The sequence below is a fragment of the Acinetobacter bohemicus ANC 3994 genome (assembly GCF_000367925.1).
Taxonomy (GTDB): domain Bacteria; phylum Pseudomonadota; class Gammaproteobacteria; order Pseudomonadales; family Moraxellaceae; genus Acinetobacter; species Acinetobacter bohemicus.
Genome location: NZ_KB849168.1, coordinates 1 through 24,652, shown reverse-complemented (window position 1 = coordinate 24,652; position 24,652 = coordinate 1). Strand labels below are relative to the sequence as shown.

At 41.2% G+C, this 24,652-nt stretch carries 20 protein-coding genes; 9 read left to right on the top strand and 11 right to left on the bottom strand.

All coding sequences use genetic code 11. From position 1 onward, the window contains the following. Window positions 1-77: 77 nt before the first annotated feature. Window positions 78-2,459, top strand: coding sequence for a phenylalanine--tRNA ligase subunit beta (pheT, locus tag F994_RS07850; protein ID WP_004649747.1), 2,382 nt, complete (start codon window positions 78-80; stop codon window positions 2,457-2,459). Then, window positions 2,456-2,752: an integration host factor subunit alpha gene (locus F994_RS07845; RefSeq protein ID WP_004649746.1), complete on the top strand. Its 297-nt coding sequence runs from the start codon at window positions 2,456-2,458 to the stop codon at window positions 2,750-2,752. The genes pheT and F994_RS07845 overlap by 4 nt, the downstream gene beginning before the upstream one ends. A 244-nt stretch (window positions 2,753-2,996) precedes the next feature. Here the strand turns inward: F994_RS07845 and F994_RS07840 are convergent, their stop codons facing one another. From F994_RS07840 to trxA, 3 genes are all read right to left on the bottom strand, one after another. Continuing rightward, window positions 2,997-3,263, bottom strand: a complete 267-nt coding sequence (locus tag F994_RS07840; RefSeq protein WP_004649744.1) for a hypothetical protein — start codon at window positions 3,261-3,263, stop codon at window positions 2,997-2,999. 413 nt (window positions 3,264-3,676) lie between these two features. Then, window positions 3,677-4,945, bottom strand: coding sequence for a transcription termination factor Rho (gene rho, locus F994_RS07835; protein WP_004649743.1), 1,269 nt, complete (start codon window positions 4,943-4,945; stop codon window positions 3,677-3,679). 329 nt (window positions 4,946-5,274) lie between these two features. Next, on the bottom strand, window positions 5,275-5,601 hold the full coding sequence (gene trxA / locus F994_RS07830) for a thioredoxin (protein ID WP_004649742.1): 327 nt from the start codon (window positions 5,599-5,601) through the stop codon (window positions 5,275-5,277). Window positions 5,602-5,864: 263 nt separating this feature from the next. On the opposite strand from trxA, the gene ppx reads away from it, so the two are divergent. The 5 genes from ppx to F994_RS07805 are packed head-to-tail and all read left to right on the top strand — an operon-like array spanning window position 5,865 to window position 10,999. After that, on the top strand, window positions 5,865-7,385 hold the full coding sequence (ppx, locus tag F994_RS07825) for an exopolyphosphatase (protein ID WP_004649741.1): 1,521 nt from the start codon (window positions 5,865-5,867) through the stop codon (window positions 7,383-7,385). Window positions 7,386-7,435: 50 nt separating this feature from the next. Next, window positions 7,436-8,257 (top strand): acetyl-CoA carboxylase carboxyltransferase subunit alpha, encoded by an 822-nt coding sequence (locus F994_RS07820; RefSeq protein ID WP_004649740.1) that lies wholly within the window; start codon window positions 7,436-7,438, stop codon window positions 8,255-8,257. Further along, window positions 8,194-9,543 (top strand): tRNA lysidine(34) synthetase TilS, encoded by a 1,350-nt coding sequence (gene tilS / locus F994_RS07815; RefSeq protein WP_081399746.1) that lies wholly within the window; start codon window positions 8,194-8,196, stop codon window positions 9,541-9,543. The genes F994_RS07820 and tilS overlap by 64 nt, the downstream gene beginning before the upstream one ends. A gap of 28 nt (window positions 9,544-9,571) precedes the next feature. After that, window positions 9,572-10,402 (top strand): pyrroline-5-carboxylate reductase, encoded by an 831-nt coding sequence (proC, locus tag F994_RS07810; RefSeq protein WP_004649737.1) that lies wholly within the window; start codon window positions 9,572-9,574, stop codon window positions 10,400-10,402. A 27-nt stretch (window positions 10,403-10,429) separates the two neighbouring features. Next, complete coding sequence (locus F994_RS07805) at window positions 10,430-10,999, top strand: YggT family protein (protein WP_004649736.1); 570 nt, start codon at window positions 10,430-10,432, stop codon at window positions 10,997-10,999. Between the two features lie 59 nt (window positions 11,000-11,058). Here the strand turns inward: F994_RS07805 and polA are convergent, their stop codons facing one another. Then, the gene (gene polA / locus F994_RS07800) at window positions 11,059-13,824 is read right to left on the bottom strand and encodes a DNA polymerase I (protein ID WP_004649735.1); all 2,766 of its coding nucleotides are present in this window, start codon (window positions 13,822-13,824) and stop codon (window positions 11,059-11,061) included. Between the two features lie 162 nt (window positions 13,825-13,986). On the opposite strand from polA, the gene F994_RS07795 reads away from it, so the two are divergent. Continuing rightward, window positions 13,987-16,683, top strand: coding sequence for a DUF2339 domain-containing protein (locus tag F994_RS07795; RefSeq protein ID WP_004649734.1), 2,697 nt, complete (start codon window positions 13,987-13,989; stop codon window positions 16,681-16,683). Window positions 16,684-16,798: 115 nt separating this feature from the next. Here F994_RS07795 and F994_RS07790 read toward each other — a convergent pair whose 3' ends face one another. Then, the gene (locus F994_RS07790) at window positions 16,799-17,725 is read right to left on the bottom strand and encodes a mechanosensitive ion channel family protein (protein WP_004649733.1); all 927 of its coding nucleotides are present in this window, start codon (window positions 17,723-17,725) and stop codon (window positions 16,799-16,801) included. Between the two features lie 8 nt (window positions 17,726-17,733). Next, complete coding sequence (locus F994_RS07785; protein WP_004649731.1) at window positions 17,734-18,555, bottom strand: hypothetical protein; 822 nt, start codon at window positions 18,553-18,555, stop codon at window positions 17,734-17,736. A gap of 100 nt (window positions 18,556-18,655) precedes the next feature. Between F994_RS07785 and gspE the strand changes: the two genes are divergently transcribed. Beyond that, on the top strand, window positions 18,656-20,143 hold the full coding sequence (gene gspE / locus F994_RS07780) for a type II secretion system ATPase GspE (RefSeq protein ID WP_004649730.1): 1,488 nt from the start codon (window positions 18,656-18,658) through the stop codon (window positions 20,141-20,143). A gap of 196 nt (window positions 20,144-20,339) precedes the next feature. Here the strand turns inward: gspE and F994_RS07775 are convergent, their stop codons facing one another. The 5 genes from F994_RS07775 to F994_RS07755 all read right to left on the bottom strand — a co-directional run bounded on the left by F994_RS07775 (window position 20,340) and on the right by F994_RS07755 (window position 24,366). Next, window positions 20,340-20,765 (bottom strand): organic hydroperoxide resistance protein, encoded by a 426-nt coding sequence (locus tag F994_RS07775; RefSeq protein ID WP_004649729.1) that lies wholly within the window; start codon window positions 20,763-20,765, stop codon window positions 20,340-20,342. 114 nt (window positions 20,766-20,879) lie between these two features. Continuing rightward, on the bottom strand, window positions 20,880-21,704 hold the full coding sequence (locus tag F994_RS07770; RefSeq protein WP_004649728.1) for a carbon-nitrogen hydrolase family protein: 825 nt from the start codon (window positions 21,702-21,704) through the stop codon (window positions 20,880-20,882). A gap of 24 nt (window positions 21,705-21,728) precedes the next feature. Next, window positions 21,729-22,247 carry an anti-anti-sigma factor GigB gene (gene gigB / locus F994_RS07765; protein WP_004649727.1) on the bottom strand — a complete coding sequence of 173 codons (519 nt, stop codon included), beginning with the start codon at window positions 22,245-22,247 and terminating at the stop codon, window positions 21,729-21,731. A 113-nt stretch (window positions 22,248-22,360) separates the two neighbouring features. Continuing rightward, window positions 22,361-23,329 (bottom strand): RsbU family protein phosphatase GigA, encoded by a 969-nt coding sequence (gigA, locus tag F994_RS07760; RefSeq protein ID WP_004649725.1) that lies wholly within the window; start codon window positions 23,327-23,329, stop codon window positions 22,361-22,363. Window positions 23,330-23,445: 116 nt separating this feature from the next. After that, window positions 23,446-24,366: an MlaA family lipoprotein gene (locus F994_RS07755; protein WP_004649724.1), complete on the bottom strand. Its 921-nt coding sequence runs from the start codon at window positions 24,364-24,366 to the stop codon at window positions 23,446-23,448. Window positions 24,367-24,652: the final 286 nt, after the last annotated feature.

Genomic DNA, 24,652 nt, shown 5'->3' with positions numbered 1-24,652 from the left:
GATTGGGGTTCTCCCCCTTTGAAAAAGGGGGAGTTAGAGGGGGATTCAAGAAATTAGATTTATAGGTTTTTAACGAAATGAAAATTAGCGAAAATTGGTTACGCACGTGGGTCAATCCTGCCGTTGATAGCGAAACTTTATCTAACCAGCTCACGATGCTGGGTTTAGAAGTCGATGAGATGATTCCAGCCGCGAAACCTTTTACCGGTGTGGTGGTGGGCGAAGTTTTAACGGTAGAACAACATCCAGATGCAGATCGTTTACGTGTTACTACCGTGAACATTGGTACAGCTGAAACCCTACAAATTGTCTGTGGTGCGCCAAACGTGCGTGTCGGTATGAAAGCCCCAGTTGCAACGATTGGTGCTGTATTACCGGGTGATTTCAAAATCAAAAAAGGCAAACTTCGTGGTATTGAATCACAAGGCATGCTTTGCGGCGCTTCTGAAATTGACCTTGAAGATAAAATTGATGGTCTGTTAGAACTACCAAGCGATGCACCTGTGGGTATCAACATCCGTGAATATCTCAATCTTGATGATCACGTGATTGACATTAGCATCACACCAAACCGTGGCGACTGTTTTAGTATTCGTGGCATTGCGCGTGAAATTGCGGTGATTAACCAGTTGGCTGTAACTGAACCTGTTATTACAGCGGTTGCTGCAACAATTAGCGATGAGAAAAAAGTTGTCGTTGATACCGATGGTTGCCCACGTTATTTAGGACGTGTGATTAAAAATGTGAATACCAAAGCAGCGACTCCAGCATGGATGGAGCAGGCTTTATCTCGATCAGGTATGCGTCAGCACAGTATTTTAGTTGATATTACCAACTATGTACTGATTGAATTGGGTCAACCCTTACATGCATTTGACGGTGCTAAAGTTCAGGGTGCTGTCCATGTTCGTCAGGCAACTGCCGCTGAAAAAGTTGTTTTGCTTAATGAGCAAGAAGTTGAACTTCAAGATAATGTGATGGTCATTGCCGATGATGAAAAAGCATTGGCGATGGCGGGTATTATGGGTGGCTTGTCTTCATCTGTAACAGATGAAACCACCGAAATTTTCCTAGAATCAGCATTCTTTGCACCGCTTGCAATTGCAGGTCGCGCTCGTCGCTATGGTCTACATACCGACGCATCACAACGTTATGAACGTGGTGTCGACTTTGAATTGCCAATCATTGCGATGAATCGTGCATCACAATTGATTGCAGAACTCGCGGGTGGTGAATTCGGTCCGATTACGGTTGCAGAAAAACCGGAACTTTTACCCGCGCGTGAAGCGATTGAACTTAAACAAGTACAAGTTGATCAATTGTTGGGTTATAGCGTTGCAAGCGATTTTATTACGGATGCACTACAACGTTTAGGCTGTATCGTGACGCTCACAGAGCAAGGTGAGTGGAGTGTTATTCCGCCATCACACCGTTATGATATGGCAATTTATCAAGACCTGATTGAAGAAGTTGCCCGTATTCACGGTTATGACAACATTCAAATTAGTTTACCTGTGATTGATGTGAAATTAGCCAAACATCAAGATCAGTTTGAATTACCTCAGCTTCGTCAAACCTTGGTGACTTTGGGTTATCAAGAGGCAATCAGCTTTAGCTTTGCCGATGCCAAGCTTGAAAAACAACTCAATCCGAATGTGAAGCCATTGATGTTGGCAAACCCAATTTCAAGTGAATTGGCTGCGATGCGTTCAACGTTGTTGTCTAGCCTGATTCCATGCGTACAGTATAATATCAATCGTCAGCAAAGCCGTGTACGTTTCTTTGAGCTAGGTTTACGTTTTGATTATCAAGATGCAACCAGTATCCATGACTTAAAACAAATCCCGACTTTGGCACTAATTGCTGTGGGTGCTAAAACAGCTGAATCTTGGCATGCTAAAGCGCAGCCGATGGATTTCTTTGACCTGAAAGGTGAAGTTGAAGAAATTTTAGCAGCGGGTCGTGTCGAAGTTGAGTATGCGCGTTCAGAGCGTGAATGGTTACATCCTGGTCAATCTGCTGAAATTTTAGTGAATGGCAAATCAATTGGTTACCTTGGTCGTTTACACCCATCTTTAGAAGATGAGCTAGATTTAGGTGTCACTTGGGTGGCAGAACTTGATCAACAGGCTGTTTTGCAAACTTATGTATCTAATTTTACAGAATTATCACGATTTCCATCGGTTAGACGTGATATTGCGCTTTTAATTAGTGATAAGATTAATGTTAGTGAAATTCAGCAACTTATCGAAAAAACGGGTGGAGAGCTTTTAGACTCAACTTGGTTGTTCGATGTGTACACTGGACAGGGTGTTGAAGAAGGTAAACGCTCACTGGCATTTGCAATTCTTTGGCAGCATCCAACCCGTACACTTGAAGATGCTGAAATCAAATCCGGTATGGACAATATCCTACAAGTGTTGGAAAACACTTACCAAGCGACATTGAGGGCTTCATGACAGCATTAACAAAAGCAGAAATGGCTGATCATTTAAGTGAGCTCACGAGTTTAAACCGTCGTGAAGCAAAACAAATGGTCGAGCTATTCTTTGATGAGATTAGCCAAGCGCTAATCTCGGGTGAGCAAGTTAAACTTTCAGGTTTCGGTAACTTTGAGTTGCGTGATAAACGTCAACGCCCAGGACGAAACCCGAAGACGGGTGAAGAAATTCCGATTTCTGCACGCCGTGTGGTAACCTTCCGTGCTGGTCAGAAATTTAGACAGCGCGTTGGAAATGAGCAGATCGATTGATCTGCTTTTTTATATTTGAATTTTAATTGATCAGTTACTTTTCTAGAAAATAGAGAGGTAGCGGCATGAGAAGTATGAAAAAGTTATTTTGAATAATGATCATTATGAGGTGCGATGTTTAATCGCTGCAAAAGTGTTTTTAACGCAGCATAAATGCTAATCATGTTTTTATTCAGATTATATTTTTAGAGTGATAAAAAAAGAGAGCCAATGGCTCTCTTTTTTTACTGTCTAATCTTAAAGATTAGTGAGCAGCAGAAGCAGCAGAAGCAGCATCAGCAGCAGCATCAACAGCTACAGAAGCAGCATCAGCAGCTACAGAAGCAGCAGCTTCAGCAGGAGCAGCTTCAACAACAGCAGCAGAAGCAGCAGCTTCAGCTTCAGAAGCAGCAACTACAGCTTCAGAAGCAGCAGCTTCAGCAGCAGGAGCTTCTTCAGTTTTTTTAGCACAACCAACGAAAGCTAAAGTAGTAGCAACTGCAGCAGCAATAGCGATTTTTTTGAATAACATGGCATCACTCTCTAAATATGAGATTAAAAATAACCTTTGTTAGCCTGTTAAGTGCTTTTATTCTTCCTAATATTTTTTAGGTAGTAACAATGCAGAGGCAGTCTAACTGGTCTGCAAATATGCTATCACTGCGCATTTTTAATTACTACTAGGCTGTAGCTAAAAAATGCAAAAAAAGATGAAAATTGAGCAATTTTTTAACAGAAAATAACAATCAATTGCAAGGTTTGTATTGGATAAACACTCAATAACTTGCTAAAAAATATCGCTTTTTTTATCTGATTATTTTAATAATCAAAAACTTGCATAAAAATTTACAAAGAAAAAAGTCAATTGTATCTTTATGTAAGTAAAGTCAACCAAATAAAAAGGCTATCGTTAGAGATAGCCTTTTTATCAAAGTAACTGCATTATTAGCTGGTTGCTTTACGTTTCATTTGATCAAAGAAATCATCATTGGTTTTGGTTTCTTTCATACGATCCAATAAGAATTCCATTGCTGCCAATTCATCCATCGGATGTAAAAGCTTACGAAGAATCCATACTTTACGTAGATTATCTTCACTCATGAGGCGTTCTTCACGACGAGTACCTGATTTTTTGATATTCATTGCAGGGAATACACGTTTTTCAGAAATACGACGATCAAGCGTGATTTCTTGGTTACCCGTACCTTTGAATTCTTCGTAGATCACGTCATCCATCTTACTGCCGGTTTCAATTAAAGCAGTCGAGATAATGGTCAGTGAACCACCTTCTTCAATATTACGTGCCGCACCAAAGAAGCGTTTTGGACGTTCAAGTGCATGTGCGTCTAAACCACCGGTCAAAACCTTACCAGAAGAAGGAATAACGGTGTTATAAGCACGTGCTAGACGGGTGATAGAATCCAGTAAAATCACCACATCTTTGCGATGTTCAACCAAGCGTTTTGCTTTTTCAATCACCATTTCAGCCACTTGGACGTGACGTGCGGGTGCTTCATCAAAGGTTGATGCAACCACTTCACCACGAACAGTACGTTCCATTTCGGTTACTTCTTCAGGACGTTCGTCAATCAGAAGTACAATGAGGAACACTTCAGGGTTGTTACGAACAATCGACTGAGCGATGTTTTGTAGCAACATGGTTTTACCCGCTTTTGGCGGAGCAACAATAATTGAACGCTGGCCTTTACCAATCGGTGCAACCAAGTCAACCACACGTGCGGTTAAATCTTCAGTTGTACCGTTACCCAATTCCATCACCAATTGTTCAGTTGGGAACAGCGGTGTTAAGTTTTCGAATAAAATTTTGTTACGTGAATTTTCTGGTGTGTCGTAGTTAATTTGATTTACTTTTAATAAAGCAAAATAACGTTCGCCTTCTTTAGGTGGGCGAATTGTGCCTGTAATGGTATCGCCAGTACGTAAGTTGAAGCGACGAATTTGAGATGGGCTGACATAAATATCGTCAGGGCCTGCAAGATAAGAACCTGCCGCAGAGCGTAGGAAACCAAAACCATCAGATAGAATTTCTAGAACACCATCACCAAAGATCTCTTCGCCATTCATTGCATGACGCTTTAAAATGGCAAAAATGATGTCTTGTTTACGGTTACGCGCCATTCCTTCAAGGCCCATAAACTCAGCAATCTTGATGAGTTCGCCAATCGGTTTTTTCTTGAGTTCAGTTAAATTCATAGGTGGTCAGATAGAATCAAAATTCTGGAATACAGATGGGAAAAGGGAGCAACATTCAGCCGCTTGCACGTAATAAAAATAACGTAATTGTATTTGCACAATAACAATTCAGAGGTCTGATTCATTGTTTCGAAGAAAAAAGTGTAAAAACAATATATGTTGCCGAGCGGCGATCTTATGTGTTGTGTCTTGTAAGAAAATGCTGGATCGGAAAATCCTTTATTCCTTGAACATGCAATATAAGAGTAATTAAGGGTTTTGTCAATTTATAGACGAAAAAAATACGCTATCCTAAGATAGCGTATTGCATCAAATTGCACTGTTTTAAATTAGATGTTTTCTTCAATAAATGCAGTCAATTTAGATTTTGGTGCAGCACCAACTTGTTGTGCAACGACTTCACCATTTTTAAACATCAATAGTGCAGGAATGTTACGGATATTGTAGTTTACTGCGGTCGCTTCACAAGCTGTTACGTCAACTTTAACAATTTTTACTTTGCCTTCGAATTCTGTAGAGAGTACTTCTAATACAGGGGCAATTGCTTTACATGGTGCACACCAACCTGCCCAAAAATCAACAAGTACAGGAACGTCAGATTGTAAAACGTCAGCTTCGAAGTTCGCATCAGTTGTGTTTACGATATTGCCAGACATGGATATGCTCCAAATAAAATTTTAAGAGAGTTTTATAACGATAAGTATTACATAGCCTTGTTTAACTATGTAGTGCGATATGTAAATTTTCAAACATTATAGTGGCTTTGTCTAATTGATGCTCACGATATCGCTCATCGTGTCCTACAATTATACTTTTGACTAAAAATTTAAAAACTCATCTCATTTGTCTTTATAAATGGCTTTTAAATTGCATGTATGTGAATTACTCTAAGCATAATTCTTATAGGTTCGTTTGAATAATGTCTGATTTTTTGATTGATGAAGAGTTACTTGCTGCCATCGATATGGGGTCGAACAGCTTTCACCTTGCTATTGCACGTGTAGATCATGGCGAAGTAAAAAAAGTGGCTTCAATGTCAGAAAAAGTACAATTGGCAGCTGGTCTGGATGAAAATAAAAACTTAACCGAGGCCGCACAGCAGCGCGGATTGGCATGTCTTGCACGTTTTGTCGGGCGTTTAAGTTCAGTACAAGCCAATCGTATGCGAATTGTGGCGACCAATGCTTTGCGTCAGGCCAAAAATGGGCATGAATTTATTCAAAAAGCGGCAGAAATTTTACCGAAACCGATTGAAATTATTGCTGGTCGTGAAGAGGCGCGTCTGATTTATTTAGGCGTATCACACACCATGGCGAATAGTGGTCGTCGTTTGGTGATCGACATTGGTGGTGGCTCTACCGAGCTGATTATTGGCGAAGAATTTGAACCCATTCATACCGAATCTTTGCAAATGGGTTGTGTGGCTTTTACCAAAGCCTATTTCAGTGATGGCGAAATTAATCAGAAAAATTTTGATAAAGCGGTTGTTGCTGCCCGTAAAGAGCTTTCCGGTATTGCCAATACCTATAAAACAGCCGGTTGGGATACCGTTGTCGGCTCAAGCGGTACGATTAAAGCGTGTCGTCAAATTACCATTAATATGGGCTGGAGCGATGAGCAAGAAAATTTAACCCGCGAAGGTTTAGAAAAGCTCAAAGAAAAATTACTTAAATTTAAAGACATTTCTGAAGTTGATTTTGATGGCTTAAAAGAAGATCGTCGAGCAGTTTTGCCAGCTGGGGTTGCCATTTTATATGCTGTGTTTGATGTGCTTGAACTGGATAAATTAGTTTATTCTGATGGTGCATTGCGTGAAGGTGTAATGTATGACCTGCTAGGTCGTTTCCAACATGAAGATATCCGAGATCGAAGTGTTCAAGCGTTAATGGGGCGCTATAACGCCGATCCTAAACAAGCTGAGCGTGTGGTAAAAACGGCTCAAGACTTGTTTGATGGTGTTTCTAAGGTATTGAATTTAAACACTGAAGATAGTGATTTACTGCGCCGCGCTGCATATTTGCATGAAATTGGTTTGGCGATTAGTCATGGTGGTTATCATCGTCATGGGGCTTATTTATTGCAACATTCAGATATTGCTGGTTTCTCGCAAATTGATCAAAATCATCTTTCACATTTAGTGGCGCATCATCGTCGTAAGCTACGCGGTGACAGTCGGGTTGATGTAATTAAGGTGGGAGGTAGCAAATTAGTTTATCTTTGTCTATTGCTTCGTCTTGCAGTTTTACTCAATCATAGTCGTAGCGATGAGATGCTTCCTGCCATTGAATTAAGTATCGGCAATGAGCAACAATGGCAACTCAGTGTTTCTGGCGATGCCAAACAATGGCCTTTGCTTGTGGCAGACTTGTATGATGAGCAAGTGCAGTTCAAGCATTGGGATATTGAATTGAATATTCAGTCGGAACAATTTATCTATTAACAAGTGATTGGTTAACAAGTGATTGTTAATTTAGGGATAATGGTCGACCTATGAAAAAAGCTGCTCAATCTAAAGCATGGACAACGGTTCAAATTGCACGTCATCCGGAACGTCCGCAATTTTTGGATTATGTTGGTGAAATCTTCACTGAATTCGATGCTTTACATGGAGATCGGGTGTTTGGTGATGATGGTGCAATGATCGGTGGCTTGGCACGTTTTAATGGTCAGCCAGTCATGATTGTTGGACAACATCGTGGTCGTAGTACGCGTGAAAAATTGCAACATAACTTTGGGATGAGTAATCCAGAAGGTTACCGTAAATCGCAACGTTTACTGGATATGGCAGAACGCTTTAATCTACCTGTGTTTACTTTTATCGATACCATGGGTGCATATCCGGGTGTGGGCGCGGAAGAACGTGGTCAAGCAGAAGCGATTGCGACCAGTCTTGCACAGCTTTCAAGCTTAAAAGTGCCTGTGATTGCAACGGTACTTGGTGAAGGCGGTTCAGGTGGTGCACTCGGTATTGGTGTGGCAGATCGCGTGATTATGCTGTCTCATAGTATTTATTCTGTGATTTCGCCTGAAGGCTGCGCTTCTATTCTTTGGAAAACAGCTGAGAAAGCCGAACAAGCCAGTGAAGCATTAGCATTGACCGCTGAAAAACTCAAAAAAATGGGTATTGTGGAATATGTCGTTGATGAAGGTGAAGGTGCACATTTGCAACCTGAACAAGTCATGCAAGCGCTTAAAGATGTGTTACAACAAGCTTTAGACGAATTGCAACCAATGGAAGCGAATGAACGATGCGAAGCGCGTTACCAGCGTTTAATGAAGTTTGGCAGCGGCAATTTAGGTCTGATGTCTTAAAACAGGAACAACAGTTTCCTGAAAATACCTGCTTTTTAATTGGATGTAGTGGCGGCATGGATTCCATGTTGCTGCTGCATCTGATGTCTTATTTGTACCCTGAAAAAATCCGTGCCATATACATTGACCATCAATTGCAAATGCCCAGTGCCAGTTGGGGAACATTTGTCTCTGATCAATGTGCTGCGTTGAATGTTCCTTGTATTGTTGAAGTGGTCAAGGTACAAGCAGGTAATGTAGAACAACAAGCCCGTGAAGCACGTTATCAAGCCTATTTAAAGCATTTAAAACCCAATGAAATTTTAGTTTTAGCCCATCATCAGCAAGATCAAGCGGAAACATTAATATTACGTTTGCTTTCAGGTGCTGGCGTGCAGGGTTTATCGGCCATGAAACAGGTCGATATTCGTGAGCACTTTAGCCTTTGGCGACCGCTATTAAATATTTCTCGTGAGCAGATTTGCCAATGGGCAGCACAGTTGGATGTGCAAAATATTGAAGATCCAAGTAATTTGAATACCGATTATGATCGGGCATGGTGTCGTCATGAGCTGTGGCCAATGTTACAAAATCGTTATCCGAAAATGCAACAAGCACTCAGCCGTACCAGCTATTTAATGCAAGATGCGGATGAAATTCTGCACGATGTTTTGCAGCAAGATTTGGTATTTTGCGGAACAGCAGCTGAACTTGATTTAAAAAAATTATCAGAGTTATCCACTGCGCGTCAAAGACAGCTTTTATCGACATGGATGAAAGGGCTGGATCGCTATCGACCTAGTTTTGAGATGCTTCAATGTTTGCTGCATGAAGTGATTGAGTCTAAGTCAGATGCGCAAGCGGCTTTGCATTGGAATCAATATTATTATGTGCGTTATCAGCAAAAACTTTTCCGTTTAAGTGCAGAGGAATATCTTGCTGATAAAAATCAACTGGATATTTTAATTACCACGATTCAAGTACAATTCAAGCAAAGTATTAATGTTCTTTCAGGGCAATATCGCGCTGAGCCTGCGCAAATCGGATTATCAGCATCTTTATTGGGTAAAGCGTTAAATTTAGTACTGCGTCAAGGCGGAGAAAAAATTCATTTACATGGGCGAGTCGGGAGTTGGCCATTAAAAAAAGCCATTCAAGAAGCGCAAATTTTTCCTTGGCAGCGTCATACAATTCAAATATTAAGCATAGATAATGTTATGCTTGGTGTTTTTACACCAAAAGGGTTTTGGTTAGCTCAATCTGAATATTGTGAAGTCGGTGGTTGGCAACCAAATTTGATCTCTTAGTTAAAAAATTCTACGTCGAGTATGATTCATGAGTGCAGCTTTAAATTGTAATATTTGTTTTATTGGTGGCGGTAATATGGCTCAAGCCTTAATTGGCGGGTTAATTTCACGCGGTTTGCCTCCAACACGTATTACAGTTTCTGATCCGGTCGAAAAAGTACGTCTTTTATTAGCTGAAAAAGATGTCTGTGTGACCGATGATAATATTGCTGCCATTCGTGATGCCGATATCGTCCTTTTTGCGGTAAAACCACAGGTATTGGCCAGTGTATTAAAGCCTCTTAAGGGTTTGTTTGAAGGCAAATTGGTCATGTCCATTGTTGCTGGTGCTGAAATTGCAACCATTGCAACGCTTTTGGCAACAGACCGAATTGTTCGTGTGATGCCAAATACACCTGCTTTGGTGCAAACAGGCGCACATGGTCTATATGCGACTGAAGTAGTTGATAGCAAAGACCGTGAGCTTGCAAGCCAAGTTTTAGCGGCAACAGGTTTAACCCTTTGGGTAAATTCAGAAGCACAGATTGATGCAGTTACGGCAGTATCTGGTTCTGGCCCTGCATATTTCTTCTATATGATGGAAAGCATGATTCGTGCAGGTAAAAACTTAGGTCTAGATGAGAAAGTGGCGACAGCGCTGACTTTACAAACAGCCTTAGGTGCTGCACAAATGGCGATCACCAGTTCAAATACACCTGCGGAATTACGTAAAAATGTAACTTCACCAAATGGTACGACTCAAGCTGCACTTGAAGTTTTTGATCGTGCACAAATTTCTCAAAATATTCAGGCTGCTTTGGCTGCTGCACAAAAGCGCAGCCAAGAACTTGCTCAAGAGCTAAGTGAAAGTAGCAAATAACTCGTTTTTATTTAGGAAAGTTCCAGTATGGGTGCAAACTCTGCGCTGATTTTTGGCATTATCATTAACGTAGCGATTTTGCTCGTATTTTTTCGTTTTCTCATGCAGTTGGCAGGGATAAATGCTTATAATCCAGTGGTGATGTCTACGGTTAAAGCAACGAAAATAGTGGATGTTTTTGGTCGTATTTTTCCAACGGTGGCAAAAGGTCGCGTTAATTTAGCGGCTTTGGCTTTATTGTTGGTTTTATATTTACTCAAAATTTTTGGTGTCATGTATTTGTCAGGTGCTATGCCGAATAGTCCGGTGCATTTGCTGATTTTGACTTTTGTCACCATGATTCAAGACCTGATTCGTTTCTGCCGTTATTTAATTTTTGCGACCATTATTTTAAGTTGGGTGGTGATGTTTACTCAATCTCGCTCGCCTTATATTGAGGTGATTCAAGAGCTTGCAGAACCATTATTGGCACCGTTCCGTCGTATTTTGCCAAATATGGGCATGATTGATTTATCTCCAATTGTGGCATTTTTAGCTTTGTATATTGCTGAAATTATTATGAATGAAGTGGCGATTGCACTTCTGACAGGGCTTTAAACTTTAAGCAATAAAAAAGGGCTCAATGGAGTCCTTTTTTATTGCACTTATTTTAAGGATTAATGCGCCTCATCCCAATTCATACCTTTGCCCACTTCAACAATTAGTGGAACTGAAAGTTTCACCACCGATTGCATTACTTCAGCCAATTTAGGCGCCAGTTCATCAGCAATATCGGCATCAACTTCAAATACCAATTCATCGTGTACTTGTAATAACATTTTGGCTTGATCTTTCGGTAATATTTTATCGACTTCAATCATCGCCATTTTAATAATGTCCGCAGCACTGCCTTGGAGCGGAGCATTGATTGCCGCACGTTCAGCACCTTTACGCACCATCATATTGCGCGCATCAATATCAGGCGTATATAAACGGCGACCTAAAATTGTTTCGACAAAACCTTGTTCCAAAGCCACTTGACGAGTGCGTTGCATATACTCATAAATGCCCGGATAACGATGGAAATATTGTTTGATATAGTCTTGAGATTCTTGACGGGTAAAGCCTAACTGACGAATCAAACCAAATTCAGACATGCCATATAACAGACCAAAATTGACGGCTTTGGCTTGACGGCGTTGGTCATGCGTTACATCTTCTAGCGCAATGCCTAAAACTTCAGCGGCGGTACGACGATGCACATCTTGCCCATGATTAAAGGCATGCACTAAGGCATCATCTTGAGAAAAATGTGCCATTAAACGAAGTTCGATTTGTGAATAATCGGCTGCAAGCAGCACACGACCTTTAGGTGCAACAAACGCTTTACGAATTTGACGGCCAATTTCTTCACGGACAGGAATATTCTGCAAGTTTGGATCGGTCGATGATAAACGACCAGTTGCCGTGAGCGCTTGATGATAACTGGTATGGACACGGCCACTGTCATTGTTGGCCTGTTTTTGTAGACCATCGGTATAGGTGCTTTTGAGTTTTGAAAGACCACGGTATTCCAAAATTAACGCGGTAATCGGGTGATCAATTTTTTCTAAAATACTTTCACTGGTACTGTATTGTCCAGTAGCGGTTTTCTTGCCACCTTTTAATCCCAGCTTATCAAATAGAATCTCACCGACCTGTTTTGGCGAACTAACATTAAAGCTTTGTCCGGCCAATTCGATAATTTGATTTTCTAAATTTTGAATGGCATTTGAAAAATCGACCCCTAATTGATCGAGGAATTTTAGATCAAGCTCAATGCCGTTTTCTTCCATCATGGTCAGCACACGGGCCACAGGCATTTCAATATTATGCAAAATATTATCGAGTTCAGCTACGGCTTTTAATTTTTTCGACAGCACTTCATATAAGCGATAAGTCACATGCGCATCTTCAGCGGCATAATGCGCAGCGATTTCAATCTCAATTTGATTGAAGGTTTTTTGTTTCATCCCTTTGCCCGCTACTTGTTCAAAGGTGGTGGTCAAATGACTTAAATATAAACGCGCCACATCATCCATGCCGTGACGCGTTGCCACAGAATTGAGCACATAAGAAGCCAGCATGGTGTCGAAATACCAGCCTTGTAATTCAATGCCGTGATTCTGCAAAATGTGTGCATCATATTTTAAATGATGGCCAATCTTTTTAACCGAAGCATCTTCTAAAATGGGTTTGATTTGCGCAAGAACCGTTTCACGATTCAGCTGTTCAGGTGCGCCTTCATAGTCATGTGCCAGCGGAATGTAATAGGCATCATGGGCATCAAATGCTACTGAAAAACCGACCATTTTTGCAATACGGTAATCTAAACTGGTGGTTTCCGTGTCAAAGGAGAAACGTTTTTCAGTGCTGAAACGCTGGAAGAATTTATCCCAGTCTGCTTGGCTTAAAATGGTATGGTACGTGGCTTGTCCCAGTTGATCATCGACACTGCTCATGTCAGCTTGATCTTCAGTTTTAATCACTTCTTCCGTGTGTGCAGATTTCTCAATCACTTTTGAGGTTTGTTTATAAACCGAACTATTTGGATTATTGGGATGGTCTAAAGACTGTAATTGGTTACGAAATTCAAGTTCGGTATAAAGCTGACGTAAAGCTTCAACATTTGGATCAGCCAATTTTAAATCGTCATATGTAAGATTTAAATCTAGGTCAATCACAATACTGGCAAGTTGATGGTCGAGGGCAATACCTTCGACATTGTCTTTAATATTTTGACCGACTTTGCCTTTGATTTGATCGACATTTTCTAAAATGCCACCGATAGAACCATATTCAGTTAAAAGTTTAGCTGCCGTTTTTGCGCCGACACCGGGTACGCCACGAATGCCATCGGAAGTATCGCCCATAAGGGTTAAATAATCGATAATCTGATTCGGCCAAACCCCGAATTTTTCAAAGACCCCATTCACATCCATTGGCTTATCTTTAAAGCTGTCTTCCAAAGTCACTTTGTCCGTGACCAGTTGCGCCATGTCTTTGTCGCCGGTGGAAATGAGCACTTGATGACCTGCTTTTTCAGCCCGTTTCGCCAGTGTTCCAATCACGTCATCGGCTTCAGCACCCGGCAGGGTGTACAAAGGAATGCCTAAAGCACGAATCAGATTGTGCAGATAAGGAATCTGTTGTGAAAGTTCATCTGGCATACTTGGTCGATCACCTTTGTAAATCGGTGAAAGCAGATGACGGAAAGTTGGCTCTGGCGTATCAAAAATGACGGCCATATGCGTCGGTTGAATACGACGCATCAATTTTTGAATCGCAGAAATCGCACCACGAATTGCGTTGGTCTGTAAACCCGTAGAAGTGGTTAGTGGTGGCAGTGCATGGTACGCACGAAATAAAAAATATGAGCCATCGACCAAAACAAATGGTGGCATTGAAAGATTCCTAATTCAAATAACCCGCTTATTGTACGTGATTTTACCGCTGATCACAGGCACATCATGAAAGATGCATGTTACCGAATATCTGATGAATGCTTAAAAATCAAAGTCGGAGCTGTTGTATGATCAATTCATCAGGATGTAGAGAAAGACAAGATGCACAAAGGGCAGAGCGAAATCCGGATGATTTGGCTGATGGTATTGATTATTGTCGGTGTAGGGGCGTGGTTTTTTAAACTACAGATCTTTACTTATTTGTGTGGCTTAGCCTTTGTCATAAGTGTAATGCAGTATGTCGATACGCTGCAAACTCCAGCAACCCAGATTGCGTCTAAGACGCATATCTCATTGCAAGAAACCTCAAAAGTTCCGCTTTATCTTGCATCCATTATTGCGCTTGTGGGTGGAGTAATGGATTGGAGCTTGGTGGTCGGTGCAGGCATTACGGCTTGGATTTTTTTCTTCCTGCGTTGGTTACGGCGTTTAGAAGCCTTGTTAAATCAAGTGCACATGCGATTACAGCAAGTTCAAAGCACGACTTATGCTGCTGTTGAACCGACATCCCGTACAGAACCGCCTGAATTAGCAGCGACATCAAACTCGATCAGTCTAGTTGATCAGTTCAGAACGTGGATATTTCAGGGCAATCCTGTTTTAAAAGTTGCCATTTTGGTACTGATTATTGGCATCGTGTTATTGCTACGTTTTGCCACTGAACATTGGCAGTTGAGTCTGGCGTTGAAACTGGCGATTGTTGCAAGTGTAAGTGGTGCAGTGACTGCATTGGGCTATGGGTTACAGGCTAAAAACCGCAGTTTTGCTTTGGCTTTAGAAGGTTTAGGTTTAGCGGCATTATTTTTGACCTTATTTTTTGCCTATTACAATGGCGTGATTGCGACTTTAGGAATCGCAGCATTGTGCTTTGCTGTGATTATGTCGCTCACCCTGTATTTAAGCTTAAAGCAGCAATCGATTGAATTGGCACTGATGGCCATGATCATTGCCTATATCGCACCGTTCACTTTACCTATTCGCAATGCGACCGCGGTTGAATTGATTGCTTATTATGCGGTGATTAACCTTGCGGTTGCTGTACTGAGTACATTACGCCCGTGGAAAATTCTGAATCAGATTGCATTCCTTGTCGCGGTGATCGTGGGTGGCAGCTATGCCTTTTATCAGGGCGAAACAGAAGAACGCAGGATTTTAACGGCACTGGTTGTGGTACATACCGCCATTTTTGTTTGGCTGAGTTTTCGCTTTAGTCAGCTGCTTGCCAAGGCGGATCTTGCTCAATTTAAACTCAAACCTGCTTTAGATGTTGCGCTGATTTTTGGTGCGCCTATTGTGGGTTATATTTTTATTTATTTAATGTATTTTGATGAAATGTATTGGCAAGCCGGTGCAAGTTTAGACTTTGCAATGGTGTATGCAGGACTGTATCTGCTTTCTAAACGTCATCAAGCGGTGCAACTGATTTCGCAAAGCTATTTAAGCCTCATGCTGATTTTCTTGGCCTTAATTCCGCCGATTCTTTTACCTGAGCAATGGAGTGTGATGGGGTGGGCGGTCGAAGGTTTAATGATTTTTATTTATGCCTTATATCGCGAATCGAATGTCAGTCGTTATCTGGGGATGGGGTTGTTGGTCGTTGCAGGCTTGTCCAGTTTTTATTATCTGGCAGAGCTGAGTCAATTTCCACGTGAAATGTATTGGGGACTGTGTCTGAGTTATTTTGCGGTGGTATTGCTTGCCAATAGTCGTGCGTCTTTTCGCAAGCAATTGAGCCATGCCACGATCGCTTTTCATTGTTTGCAGATGCTGTCAGCAACCACGATGTTGATTATTTTATTGCTTGATCAAATTGATAATGCGAGTCAGTTGGTGATTTGCCTATTGATCGTTAGTAGCTGCTATTTGCTGATGAATGAAGTCATGTTGTATTGCAAAGCCACATGGTCGTGGCTACTGCCGAAATGGCTCGGGTTAATTCCAGTCTTTGTTTTTGCCTGCATTATTGTGCTTGATCAGAGTAAGCAAGGCATGATCGTTTGGTTATCGACTTTTGACCGCATTGCTTTTGCACTCTCTGGTTTAATGTTGACTGCCTTGTGGCTGCGCCCCATGTTGGGCGTTCGAGCCGAAAAAGAATGGGTGAGTTTCTGGGTTTTGCTTAGCCTCGGGATGAGTAGTTTAAGCTTGGTTCCAAGCATGCCGTATATGAGTGTGGTGATCTTACCTTTGCTGTTCTGCGCTTGGTGTTATTGGCAAGTGGATAATCCAGATTGGAAAATATTTTGGCAAGCACGCAGTACTTTGCTTTTAATGGCAACTTGGATGCTGTGCTCGCAGCTCTTTAGCCAGCAAGCATTCCAAGCGTATGTGCTGCCCATTTTAAATCCATTTGATTTGGTCAGTATCGCCATGTGGATTGGGTTTATGTGGATGCTGTCCTTACAGGTTAAATCAGGTTTGGATAAAGGCATTGTTGCTGTGCTGATGGTGCTCAGTTTACTTTGGTTAAGCAGTTATATTGTGCTGCGTGCATTACATGTTTATTTAGGCACACCCTTTAATGAACTGGCTTTGTGGCAAGATGGCACGGTTCAACTCAGTTTAACTTTACTTTGGGTCGGTTTGGCCTTTATGACCATGAGTTTAGCCAGTCACAAACAGCTGCGCTCAGTTTGGATTTTGGGTGGCAGTATTTTGGTGATCGTGACTTTAAAATTGGTACTGTTTGATTTGTCGCATATTGGTACGTTAACTCGGGTGATTTCATTTTTAGGTGCAGGCTTTGTGATGTTGATGATTGCATATATCGCCCCGATGCCTGAAAAGTCATCTGACTGAAAAATCCCCCTAAATCCCCCTTTGATAAAGGGGGACTCGAGTCCAAATAAATGTTTGATTGGATTCTCCCTCCTTTTAAAAAGGAGGGTTGGGGAGTATTAAATGATTAAAAAAACTATTTTAAATTAGGCTCTCTTTTTACTTCTTTGGCATTGGCATATTGATCAATATCGGCATCATTTAAAGGTGGCATATTGACTGGCCGATCGACCAAGCCCATTTTAGGTACAGGGATTTCAATTTGATTGTCTAGGAAGCCATTGCGGATACGTTCTTGCATTTCATCACGCACTTTAAAAAAGTTTTCACGGTCACACCAAATTGCAAATAACAGTTCAATGGAAGATTCACGGAATGCGGTCACGGTCACTGCGGGTTTCGGGTCGGCCAAAACCAATGGATATTTATTGGCAACATCAAGCAGCACTTCACGAACTTTGATAATATCTTCATGAAAATTAATGGCTAAGGTGATGGGAATACGCCGTATCGGAAATTTTGACAAGTTATGCACAGGTGCACGAATCAACTGTTCATTCGGGAGCCGAACATACACATTATCTTGGGTTAATAGTTTGACAGAAAGTAAGTCAATTGAAATCACTTCACCCTCAATGGTATTTCCACGAATTAAAGTCAGTTGAATGGTATCGCCGATTTCAAAAGACCCCTCACCAATCAAGAATAAACCGCTGATTAGGTTGGAAGCCGAGGTTTGTGAGGCAAAACCCAAAGCAACGGTTAAAATGCCTGCTGCACCTAAAAAGACACTCAGCTTAAAGCCGGCTTCTTTTAAGCTCGCCATGACAAAAATCAAGAAGATGAAATAGAAAATACCGCGTCGCCACACCAGACGTTGGTGTGCATTAAAACGTGAACCAATGGTTCGAATAAAAGCATTCGATACAAATCGGGCAATCAGAAAACCAATGACCCCCAAGGACAGTGCAACCAAAATTTCAGTTAATCGATCGGTATTAATGTTGGTGAAAATACCTTTGAGGCTACTGGTGATTTCTTTTGGAATATTTGAATCGGCCATTTTGCCCCCTAGAAAAATGAATCAAACATATTAAACAACGCACTGGCTGGCGCACGTGGCGGATGGACATACATGACTTCACCGGCATGTGGTGGGGTACGATTTTCAATCCGAATTCGAGGCGGGCGATCCAAACCTTCATGTAAAACTTTAATTTGTGAGGTCCATAATCGCCCCGTACTTTCACTATAAAACAGCGGGAGTGCAGAAACAGGCACATTCATTCGGTCAAAGCGTAATTGTTGGTGACTGGTATTATGAAATTCAATCGGGGTGACTGCACGAAAGGCACGCGGTTTTAACTGATGTAATTCGGTACGGCCATCAACAGCGGTCGCATAACAAATTTCGCCCATACGATGATTCGGACCAAACCAAGTGTCTTTGGGTAGAATGACCGGAATATCAAACAGAGGATCTTTTTGTCCCTCGACAAAACCAGCAATCCATAACGGGGTGCTGATATACAATGTGCCACGTTGTCCAGCGGGAATATAAATCGGATCGACCGGTTTAATCACCACAGAGCGATCCGCTAAACGCGGCATCAGTTGCAATTTACTTTGCGTTGATTTGAACATATAGCGTTCTATTTTCGCGGGCTGAGGAAAACCAAAATGTGGATCTTCAATCGCATGCCATTTTTGTTCATAGTCATACTGAACTTGTGGGCGGTGAAATTCCATCCGCCATTCTTGCAGTCCGCGCGTGAGACGAAATAACAGGGAACCAAATTGCCATGCCTTGGGCTGATTTAATTCAAAGCTGTATTCGCCCCACCATTTTAAATTGGGATGCTCAGGTTCGAGCAATTCATTATTTTTAGACAACAGCACATTTCCTATATTGCTTAATCAGTAAAAAACAGACTTCACGCTGCCATATGCTTAGAGTACACTCAAATCAATTTATTCATCATTATAAACTTTGATGCAAATACTTAAACAATTACAAATACCCTATAGTTTTGCTAAGCGTCATGGCGTATTGCTCCGATACGAGGGTGATCAAGCTTTTATTGTACGCCGTGAAAATACGCCATTGCTTGCGATACAAGAAGCGCGTCGCTATTTAGCTTATCCTGCACAGCACCAATTATGTAGCGAGCAAGAGTTTCATCAATTGCTCAGTTCAAGCTTTGCGGGTGATACCGGTGAATCACAACAAGTGGCTGCGGGTTTAGAAGATCATCCAGATTTACTCAGTTTGGCAGATTCAGTACCTGAAGCTGAAGATTTGATGGATCAGGAAGATGATGCTCCGATTGTTCGTCTGATTAATGCTTTGCTCTCAGAAGCCATTCGAGTTGGTGCCTCCGATATTCATATCGAATCTTTTGAGAAAAAATTGTCCGTCCGCTTACGGGTTGATGGACAACTGCGCGAAATTGTCCAACCACGTCGTGAATTGGCACCACTGTTGGTGTCACGTATTAAAGTCATGGCAAAACTTGATATTGCTGAAAAGCGCGTGCCGCAAGATGGTCGTATGTCTTTAAGGTTGGCAGGGCGTGAAGTCGATGTGCGTGTCTCGACCTTACCTTCGTCACATGGCGAACGTGTGGTAATGCGTTTACTCGATAAACAAGCTGGTCGGTTAAACATGACGCATTTGGGCTTGATGCAGCCTGATTATGAGCGCTTAACTCATTTGGTACATCGTCCACATGGCATTATTTTGGTTACTGGACCTACAGGTTCAGGTAAAACCACCACTTTATATGCCGCTTTATCGGATTTAAATGATGGCTCAAAAAATATTTTGACTGCGGAAGATCCGATCGAATACCAATTGGAAGGTATTGGGCAAACGCAGGTCAACACCAAAGTGGATATGACCTTTGCTCGGGCGTTAAAAGCCATGTTGCGTCAGGATCCTGATGTCGTCATGGTCGGTGAGATTCGTGATTTAGAAACCGCAGAAATTGCTGTGCAAGCCTCACTCACAGGTCATTTGGTGCTTTCAACCTTGCATACCAATACAGCGATTGGTGCAGTCACACGATTAAAAGATATGGGGATTGAACCCTTCTTGTTAGCCAGTTCTTTGATTGGGGTGATCGCGCAGCGTTTAGTGCGAACTTTATGTTCACGTTGTGCTACATGGCACGATGCTGATGCATTTGAAACTGAACTTTTTCGACATTTAAATGCCAAAGCTGAACTGAAGTTGCCACAACCGAAAGGCTGTGATCATTGCTCCCATACAGGGTTTATGGGGCGAACGGCAATTTATGAAATTGTCCCTGTTGATGATCAAATGCGCCGTTTCATTCATGGCAATGCTGCGGAATATGAGTTGGAAGCCTATGCACGTCAGCAATCAGGCTCGATTCGTGATGACGGTTTACGTAAAGTTTTACAGGGCAAAACCACCTTAGAAGAAGTCTTACGCGTGACCAATGAAGCTGCGGAATAACGTGAAGTCTTTTGAATGTCTGTAATTTAATCAATTGCTGAACTGAATAAAATTCGGCAATTTTTTTATGTATTGTGCGTGAAATAGGGTGCGAGTGATCTGAGTTGTGTTTTATTGAGATTTACATCTTATTGAATCAATGAAAAATTCTATCCTAAAATGATGAGCTTTATTTTAGGATAGATTAAGTGCTTGCTTAGGTAATCACGTTCAACGTGACGTTAATATTGCCACGAGTCGCATTAGAATATGGACAAACGATATGTGCTGCATCCACTAATTTTTGTGCTTCAGCCTGATCCATACCTTCTAAGTGAATATTTAATTTTACTTCAATACCAAAACCTGTAGGAATTGGTCCAATACCGACTTCGCCTTCAATAAAAGCATCTTTGGAAATGTTGAGTTTATCTCTGCCTGCAACGAATTTCATTGCACCGAGGAAACACGCTGAATAACCTGCTGCAAAAAGTTGTTCTGGATTGGTGCCTCCACCAGCACCGCCCATTTCTTTAGGTACGGCTAATTTCACATCTAAAACTTCATCTGATGATGTCGCTCGACCATCACGTCCGCCTGTTGCTTTGGCTTTTGCTGTATAAACCGCTTTTTCTAAAGGCATTCTGTTATCCCTTGTAAATTTTTATCAAGATTTTATCTTGGATGATTTGGAGGGAAAAATAAGCGGTGATTTTGTAATTTTTATATCGAATTTTTTGCTTTAAAGAAAAAAGATTTATAACGTCATCAATTTACGATGCTGTATCAAAGGCATCGATGCACGTATTGCCTGTTGTTCTTTTAAATCGAAAGGAACCGTTATCAGCTGAGCACCCTCAGCCTCTGTAATTGCTAAAATTTGACCACGACTATGGGTTGCCCCCGCATGTCCCCACGTTTGACGCTTTTCACCGTGCCAGCCTTGTTGTGCAGCGCCTAAAACATGACATTGACTGTCGATTGCTCGTGCTTGTAACAATAACTGCCAATGCATTTGACCTGTGGTGTAAGTAAATGCCGCAGGTGCAGTCAATATATTTGCACCTTGAGCACGTAAAGTGAGTGCCAATTCGGGAAAGCGTAGGTCATAACAAACCATCAGTCCAATATGGCCAAAGGGTGTTTTTGCAACCACTATATCGGTTCCAGGTTCAAAAAATTTAGATTCTTGATAGCCACCGACAGCATCACCAACGTGCACATCAAACAAATGAATTTTGTCATAACGTGCTTCAGTACGTTCAGGGCTAATACATAGGCTGACCGTACGGACACGACCATCAGGAATGATGGAACCATCGGGACGGAAGGGACAGGGAAGTGTCCCCGCCACAATCCAAATTTGATATTGCTGGGCAAGATGTTCTAACCGCTGTTGAATCGTTTCAAACTGCGCTGCTGTCTCGCGTTGTTTTCCACCTGCAAAACACACAAAGTTTTCAGGGAAAACAATCAGCTCTGCACCATCTACTTTACTTTGTTGTATCAACGACTCGATCACGATGAAATTGGCATCAATATCATCTTGAGAATTCATTTGTACAACAGAGAGTAAAGTCATGTGGTGAGCTCTAATAAATAATTTTTATACGTTTTGTTGAGACACTTGCTCAATATTATCTTGTTCTTTTTGCAGCTGTTTAACCAAAGGCTCAAACATATTGAGGTTGTTTTCATTCAACTCCATCAGTGTTTTATGCGCATCTAAAACCGTGGTTAACATGGTGTTATGACTAATGTGTTCTTCCATTAATTCAAGTGTGCATACTTTGGGGTCACCACAATAATTTAAGATCACAAAAACCTGACCCAAACCCATACTGTTGGCCAAAGTTGTAATATCAGGGTTGGTAGATAGCATGACGGCCTGAATGTGGTGGATTTGCTTGAGCTTGAGACCAAGCTTGGCGAGTACACCTAAAACAGTACTGTCAATAAATGTGGTTTGGGTTAAATCTACGATTGCCCCAACCACATTTGATTGCTGTTCAATTTTACTAAGGAGTTTGTCTAGACTGATACAAGATTGGGCACGCACTTCGCCAATAAGCTTAAAAATATGCGTTCCATTCAAGCTTGCATATTCAACATGACCTGTTGACATATAAATGCCATTTGCAGAGAAGGATTGTAAAATTATCACATAGGGCCACTAGAGACTCAAGTAGCCAAAAGGAGTAGTTTGCTTAGTTGAAAGTTAACATATTGATTATATGATTAATTCATTCGGCGTAAACTTAAGATAGCAATGTCATCTGCTACATGTTCAGGGGCTTGGAACGATTGATTTTGCAAATGGAAGACCAATTTTTCAAATTGTTCATTTAGGCCACCATCAAAAGGTTCGAGTGCACCATCGGAACAAATAATAAACCGCGCATGACGATTCAACACACAGACAAACTCTTCGACTTCCAAATCTTCAGTTAATCCCAAAGGGAAGCTACTGGTGTTTAAAATTTTAGGTGGCTGGTTGGGTTCAAAAATAATTGCAGGCGGATAATGTCCGGCGCTTGACCAACGTAATTGATGGGTCTCTAAATTTAAGACTCCGGCAATCATGGTAATATGCTTTTCAATATTTTCTTGAACCAGCATGCCATTGAGTTTTTTAATCAATTCGCGTGGTGTTTTAGATCGACCATGAAAGGCCGCCATCCAAGAGGTGAGTAAACTGCTGGTGACGCCATGTCCAGAAACATCAGCCAGATAAAACATAATTTCTTTATCGCTAATTTTCCAATAATCGTACCAATCCCCAGACAAATAGGCAGAAGGTTGAAACAATGTTTCAACCTTATAGTTCATCAATTCAATTGGATTGGGCAATAAGCATTTTTGTAGATGTGCAGCTGAGGGTAGATCACGACTATCTTGATTGCGCTTATATTGTGCATCAATTTTAAGTAATGCTCCTTCAGGGTCACGCGGAAGTTTATTCCAGATCCAACCTGCTAAAGCACCCAGTTCCCAAGCTTGAGCTAAGGCCGTGCCTTCATTTTCAAAGGCCAATACAATGGTAGGGAGCGACCATTGATGGGTCAGATAGTCTTGCACATCAGCAATGGCTAAAATGGTGGGATCATACAAATCAATATCATCTATGCAAATCATTTGCACACTGGGGAGTGTACTGAGTACCTGATCTAAATAAGGAATATTACGAGTTGGTTGAATGAAATACATAAAGAAATTGTATGACCCTTAAAGTGATGATGCCTATAGTTGTACTATAACAATCTAATGATCAGCAAAGAAAGATGCTTAACTGATCATATTTTGAATAAATGGAAAAGACTTATTTACTTGTTTGTTGTATCTACATCATCTTCTGGCACGTCATTCTCAGTGCTATCTTGATCATCATCAATAAACAGTGATTCAGATTCTAGTCCTTTTTTTTCTGCAATAGCGAAATTTTTACGTTGTAAGTAAATATCACGAATGGCGGCATATTTATCGCCTTGTAAAACATCTTCTATATCTAGAAGTTGAGAACGCGCATCAATGCCGCGTAAAACTTGGTCTGTCCAATAAACACCTTCACGATCTTCAAAGATATATTTTTGTGGTCGGGCTTGGCTGTCCATGACGAGACCCACAGTATCTCGAAATGTACTTGGACCAAAAACAGGTAAAACCAAATAAGGTCCCGAAGGAATGCCGTAATAACCTAATGTGGTGCCAAAGTTTTCTTCTTCAGCATATAAGCCTAAACGTCGAGCAGGATCGGCAAAACCTAAAGTCGTAATAGTATTAATGGAAAAACGGCCTAATGATTCTGCAGCTCGAAGTGGTCGCCCCTGAATCAGTTGATTGGCTGCATTCCATGGTTCACCTAAATTTTTGCGAAACTGACGATATGATCCGCGTATATCAGAAGGTACTTTTTCTTTATATTGAACAGCGAGTGGTCGAGCTACATGACGGTCTAGAGCATCATTAAAAGCATATACCTGTCGATTTAAGGGCTGTAACGGATCTTTTTGGCTTTCAGGCTGGGTTGCATTCGCATTTACTTTTAAATCTTTGGCTGTCACATTTTTTAATTCTTTTAATGCTTCAAGACGAGGATGTTGAGCACCTTGGATTTGTTGAGTCGAAGGTGTCTCTAGACCTTTTGCCGTTGGTAATTCAGAATTACCCATTGAATCATTTGCAACTACAGGAGAAATTAACCCAAAAGATAAAAGGCTAGCCCAAACATAATGGAAGTGACGCATAAAAAATCCTAGAGCTCTATATTAAGCTGCTGCTTAAAGCTGAAACTACATAATAAAGTATATTAACAGGTCTTTGAATGTACGTATTAAAACAAATTTGATCAAAATATGTAGAAAAATAAGACAAAAAGACTAATTTAGAGCAATAAACAACCACTCGTTAAAAATAGATTGAAAAAGGGGTTGTATGGGATGTGAAATGCTGTAGAATGCACATCCATCGGCGGTGATGTTAAATAAAACCTCTGATAAATCAATAAGTTGGTTGGATTGTTAAGATTTCGAA

Bases quoted from the DNA above. Each gene is read 5' to 3' on its own strand.
- F994_RS07755 (WP_004649724.1), bottom strand. From the start codon at position 24,366: ATGCGTCACTTCCATTATGTTTGGGCTAGCCTTTTATCTTTTGGGTTA.
- proC (WP_004649737.1), top strand. From the start codon at position 9,572: ATGAGTGCAGCTTTAAATTGTAATATTTGTTTTATTGGTGGCGGTAAT.
- F994_RS07795 (WP_004649734.1), top strand. From the start codon at position 13,987: ATGCACAAAGGGCAGAGCGAAATCCGGATGATTTGGCTGATGGTATTG.
- F994_RS07805 (WP_004649736.1), top strand. From the start codon at position 10,430: ATGGGTGCAAACTCTGCGCTGATTTTTGGCATTATCATTAACGTAGCG.
- gspE (WP_004649730.1), top strand. From the start codon at position 18,656: ATGCAAATACTTAAACAATTACAAATACCCTATAGTTTTGCTAAGCGT.
- trxA (WP_004649742.1), bottom strand. From the start codon at position 5,601: ATGTCTGGCAATATCGTAAACACAACTGATGCGAACTTCGAAGCTGAC.
- F994_RS07820 (WP_004649740.1), top strand. From the start codon at position 7,436: ATGAAAAAAGCTGCTCAATCTAAAGCATGGACAACGGTTCAAATTGCA.
- pheT (WP_004649747.1), top strand. From the start codon at position 78: ATGAAAATTAGCGAAAATTGGTTACGCACGTGGGTCAATCCTGCCGTT.
- F994_RS07845 (WP_004649746.1), top strand. From the start codon at position 2,456: ATGACAGCATTAACAAAAGCAGAAATGGCTGATCATTTAAGTGAGCTC.
- polA (WP_004649735.1), bottom strand. From the start codon at position 13,824: ATGCCACCATTTGTTTTGGTCGATGGCTCATATTTTTTATTTCGTGCG.
- F994_RS07840 (WP_004649744.1), bottom strand. From the start codon at position 3,263: ATGTTATTCAAAAAAATCGCTATTGCTGCTGCAGTTGCTACTACTTTA.
- gigA (WP_004649725.1), bottom strand. From the start codon at position 23,329: ATGTATTTCATTCAACCAACTCGTAATATTCCTTATTTAGATCAGGTA.
- ppx (WP_004649741.1), top strand. From the start codon at position 5,865: ATGTCTGATTTTTTGATTGATGAAGAGTTACTTGCTGCCATCGATATG.
- tilS (WP_081399746.1), top strand. From the start codon at position 8,194: ATGCGAAGCGCGTTACCAGCGTTTAATGAAGTTTGGCAGCGGCAATTT.
- F994_RS07790 (WP_004649733.1), bottom strand. From the start codon at position 17,725: ATGGCCGATTCAAATATTCCAAAAGAAATCACCAGTAGCCTCAAAGGT.
- gigB (WP_004649727.1), bottom strand. From the start codon at position 22,247: ATGTCAACAGGTCATGTTGAATATGCAAGCTTGAATGGAACGCATATT.
- rho (WP_004649743.1), bottom strand. From the start codon at position 4,945: ATGAATTTAACTGAACTCAAGAAAAAACCGATTGGCGAACTCATCAAG.
- F994_RS07770 (WP_004649728.1), bottom strand. From the start codon at position 21,704: ATGACTTTACTCTCTGTTGTACAAATGAATTCTCAAGATGATATTGAT.
- F994_RS07775 (WP_004649729.1), bottom strand. From the start codon at position 20,765: ATGCCTTTAGAAAAAGCGGTTTATACAGCAAAAGCCAAAGCAACAGGC.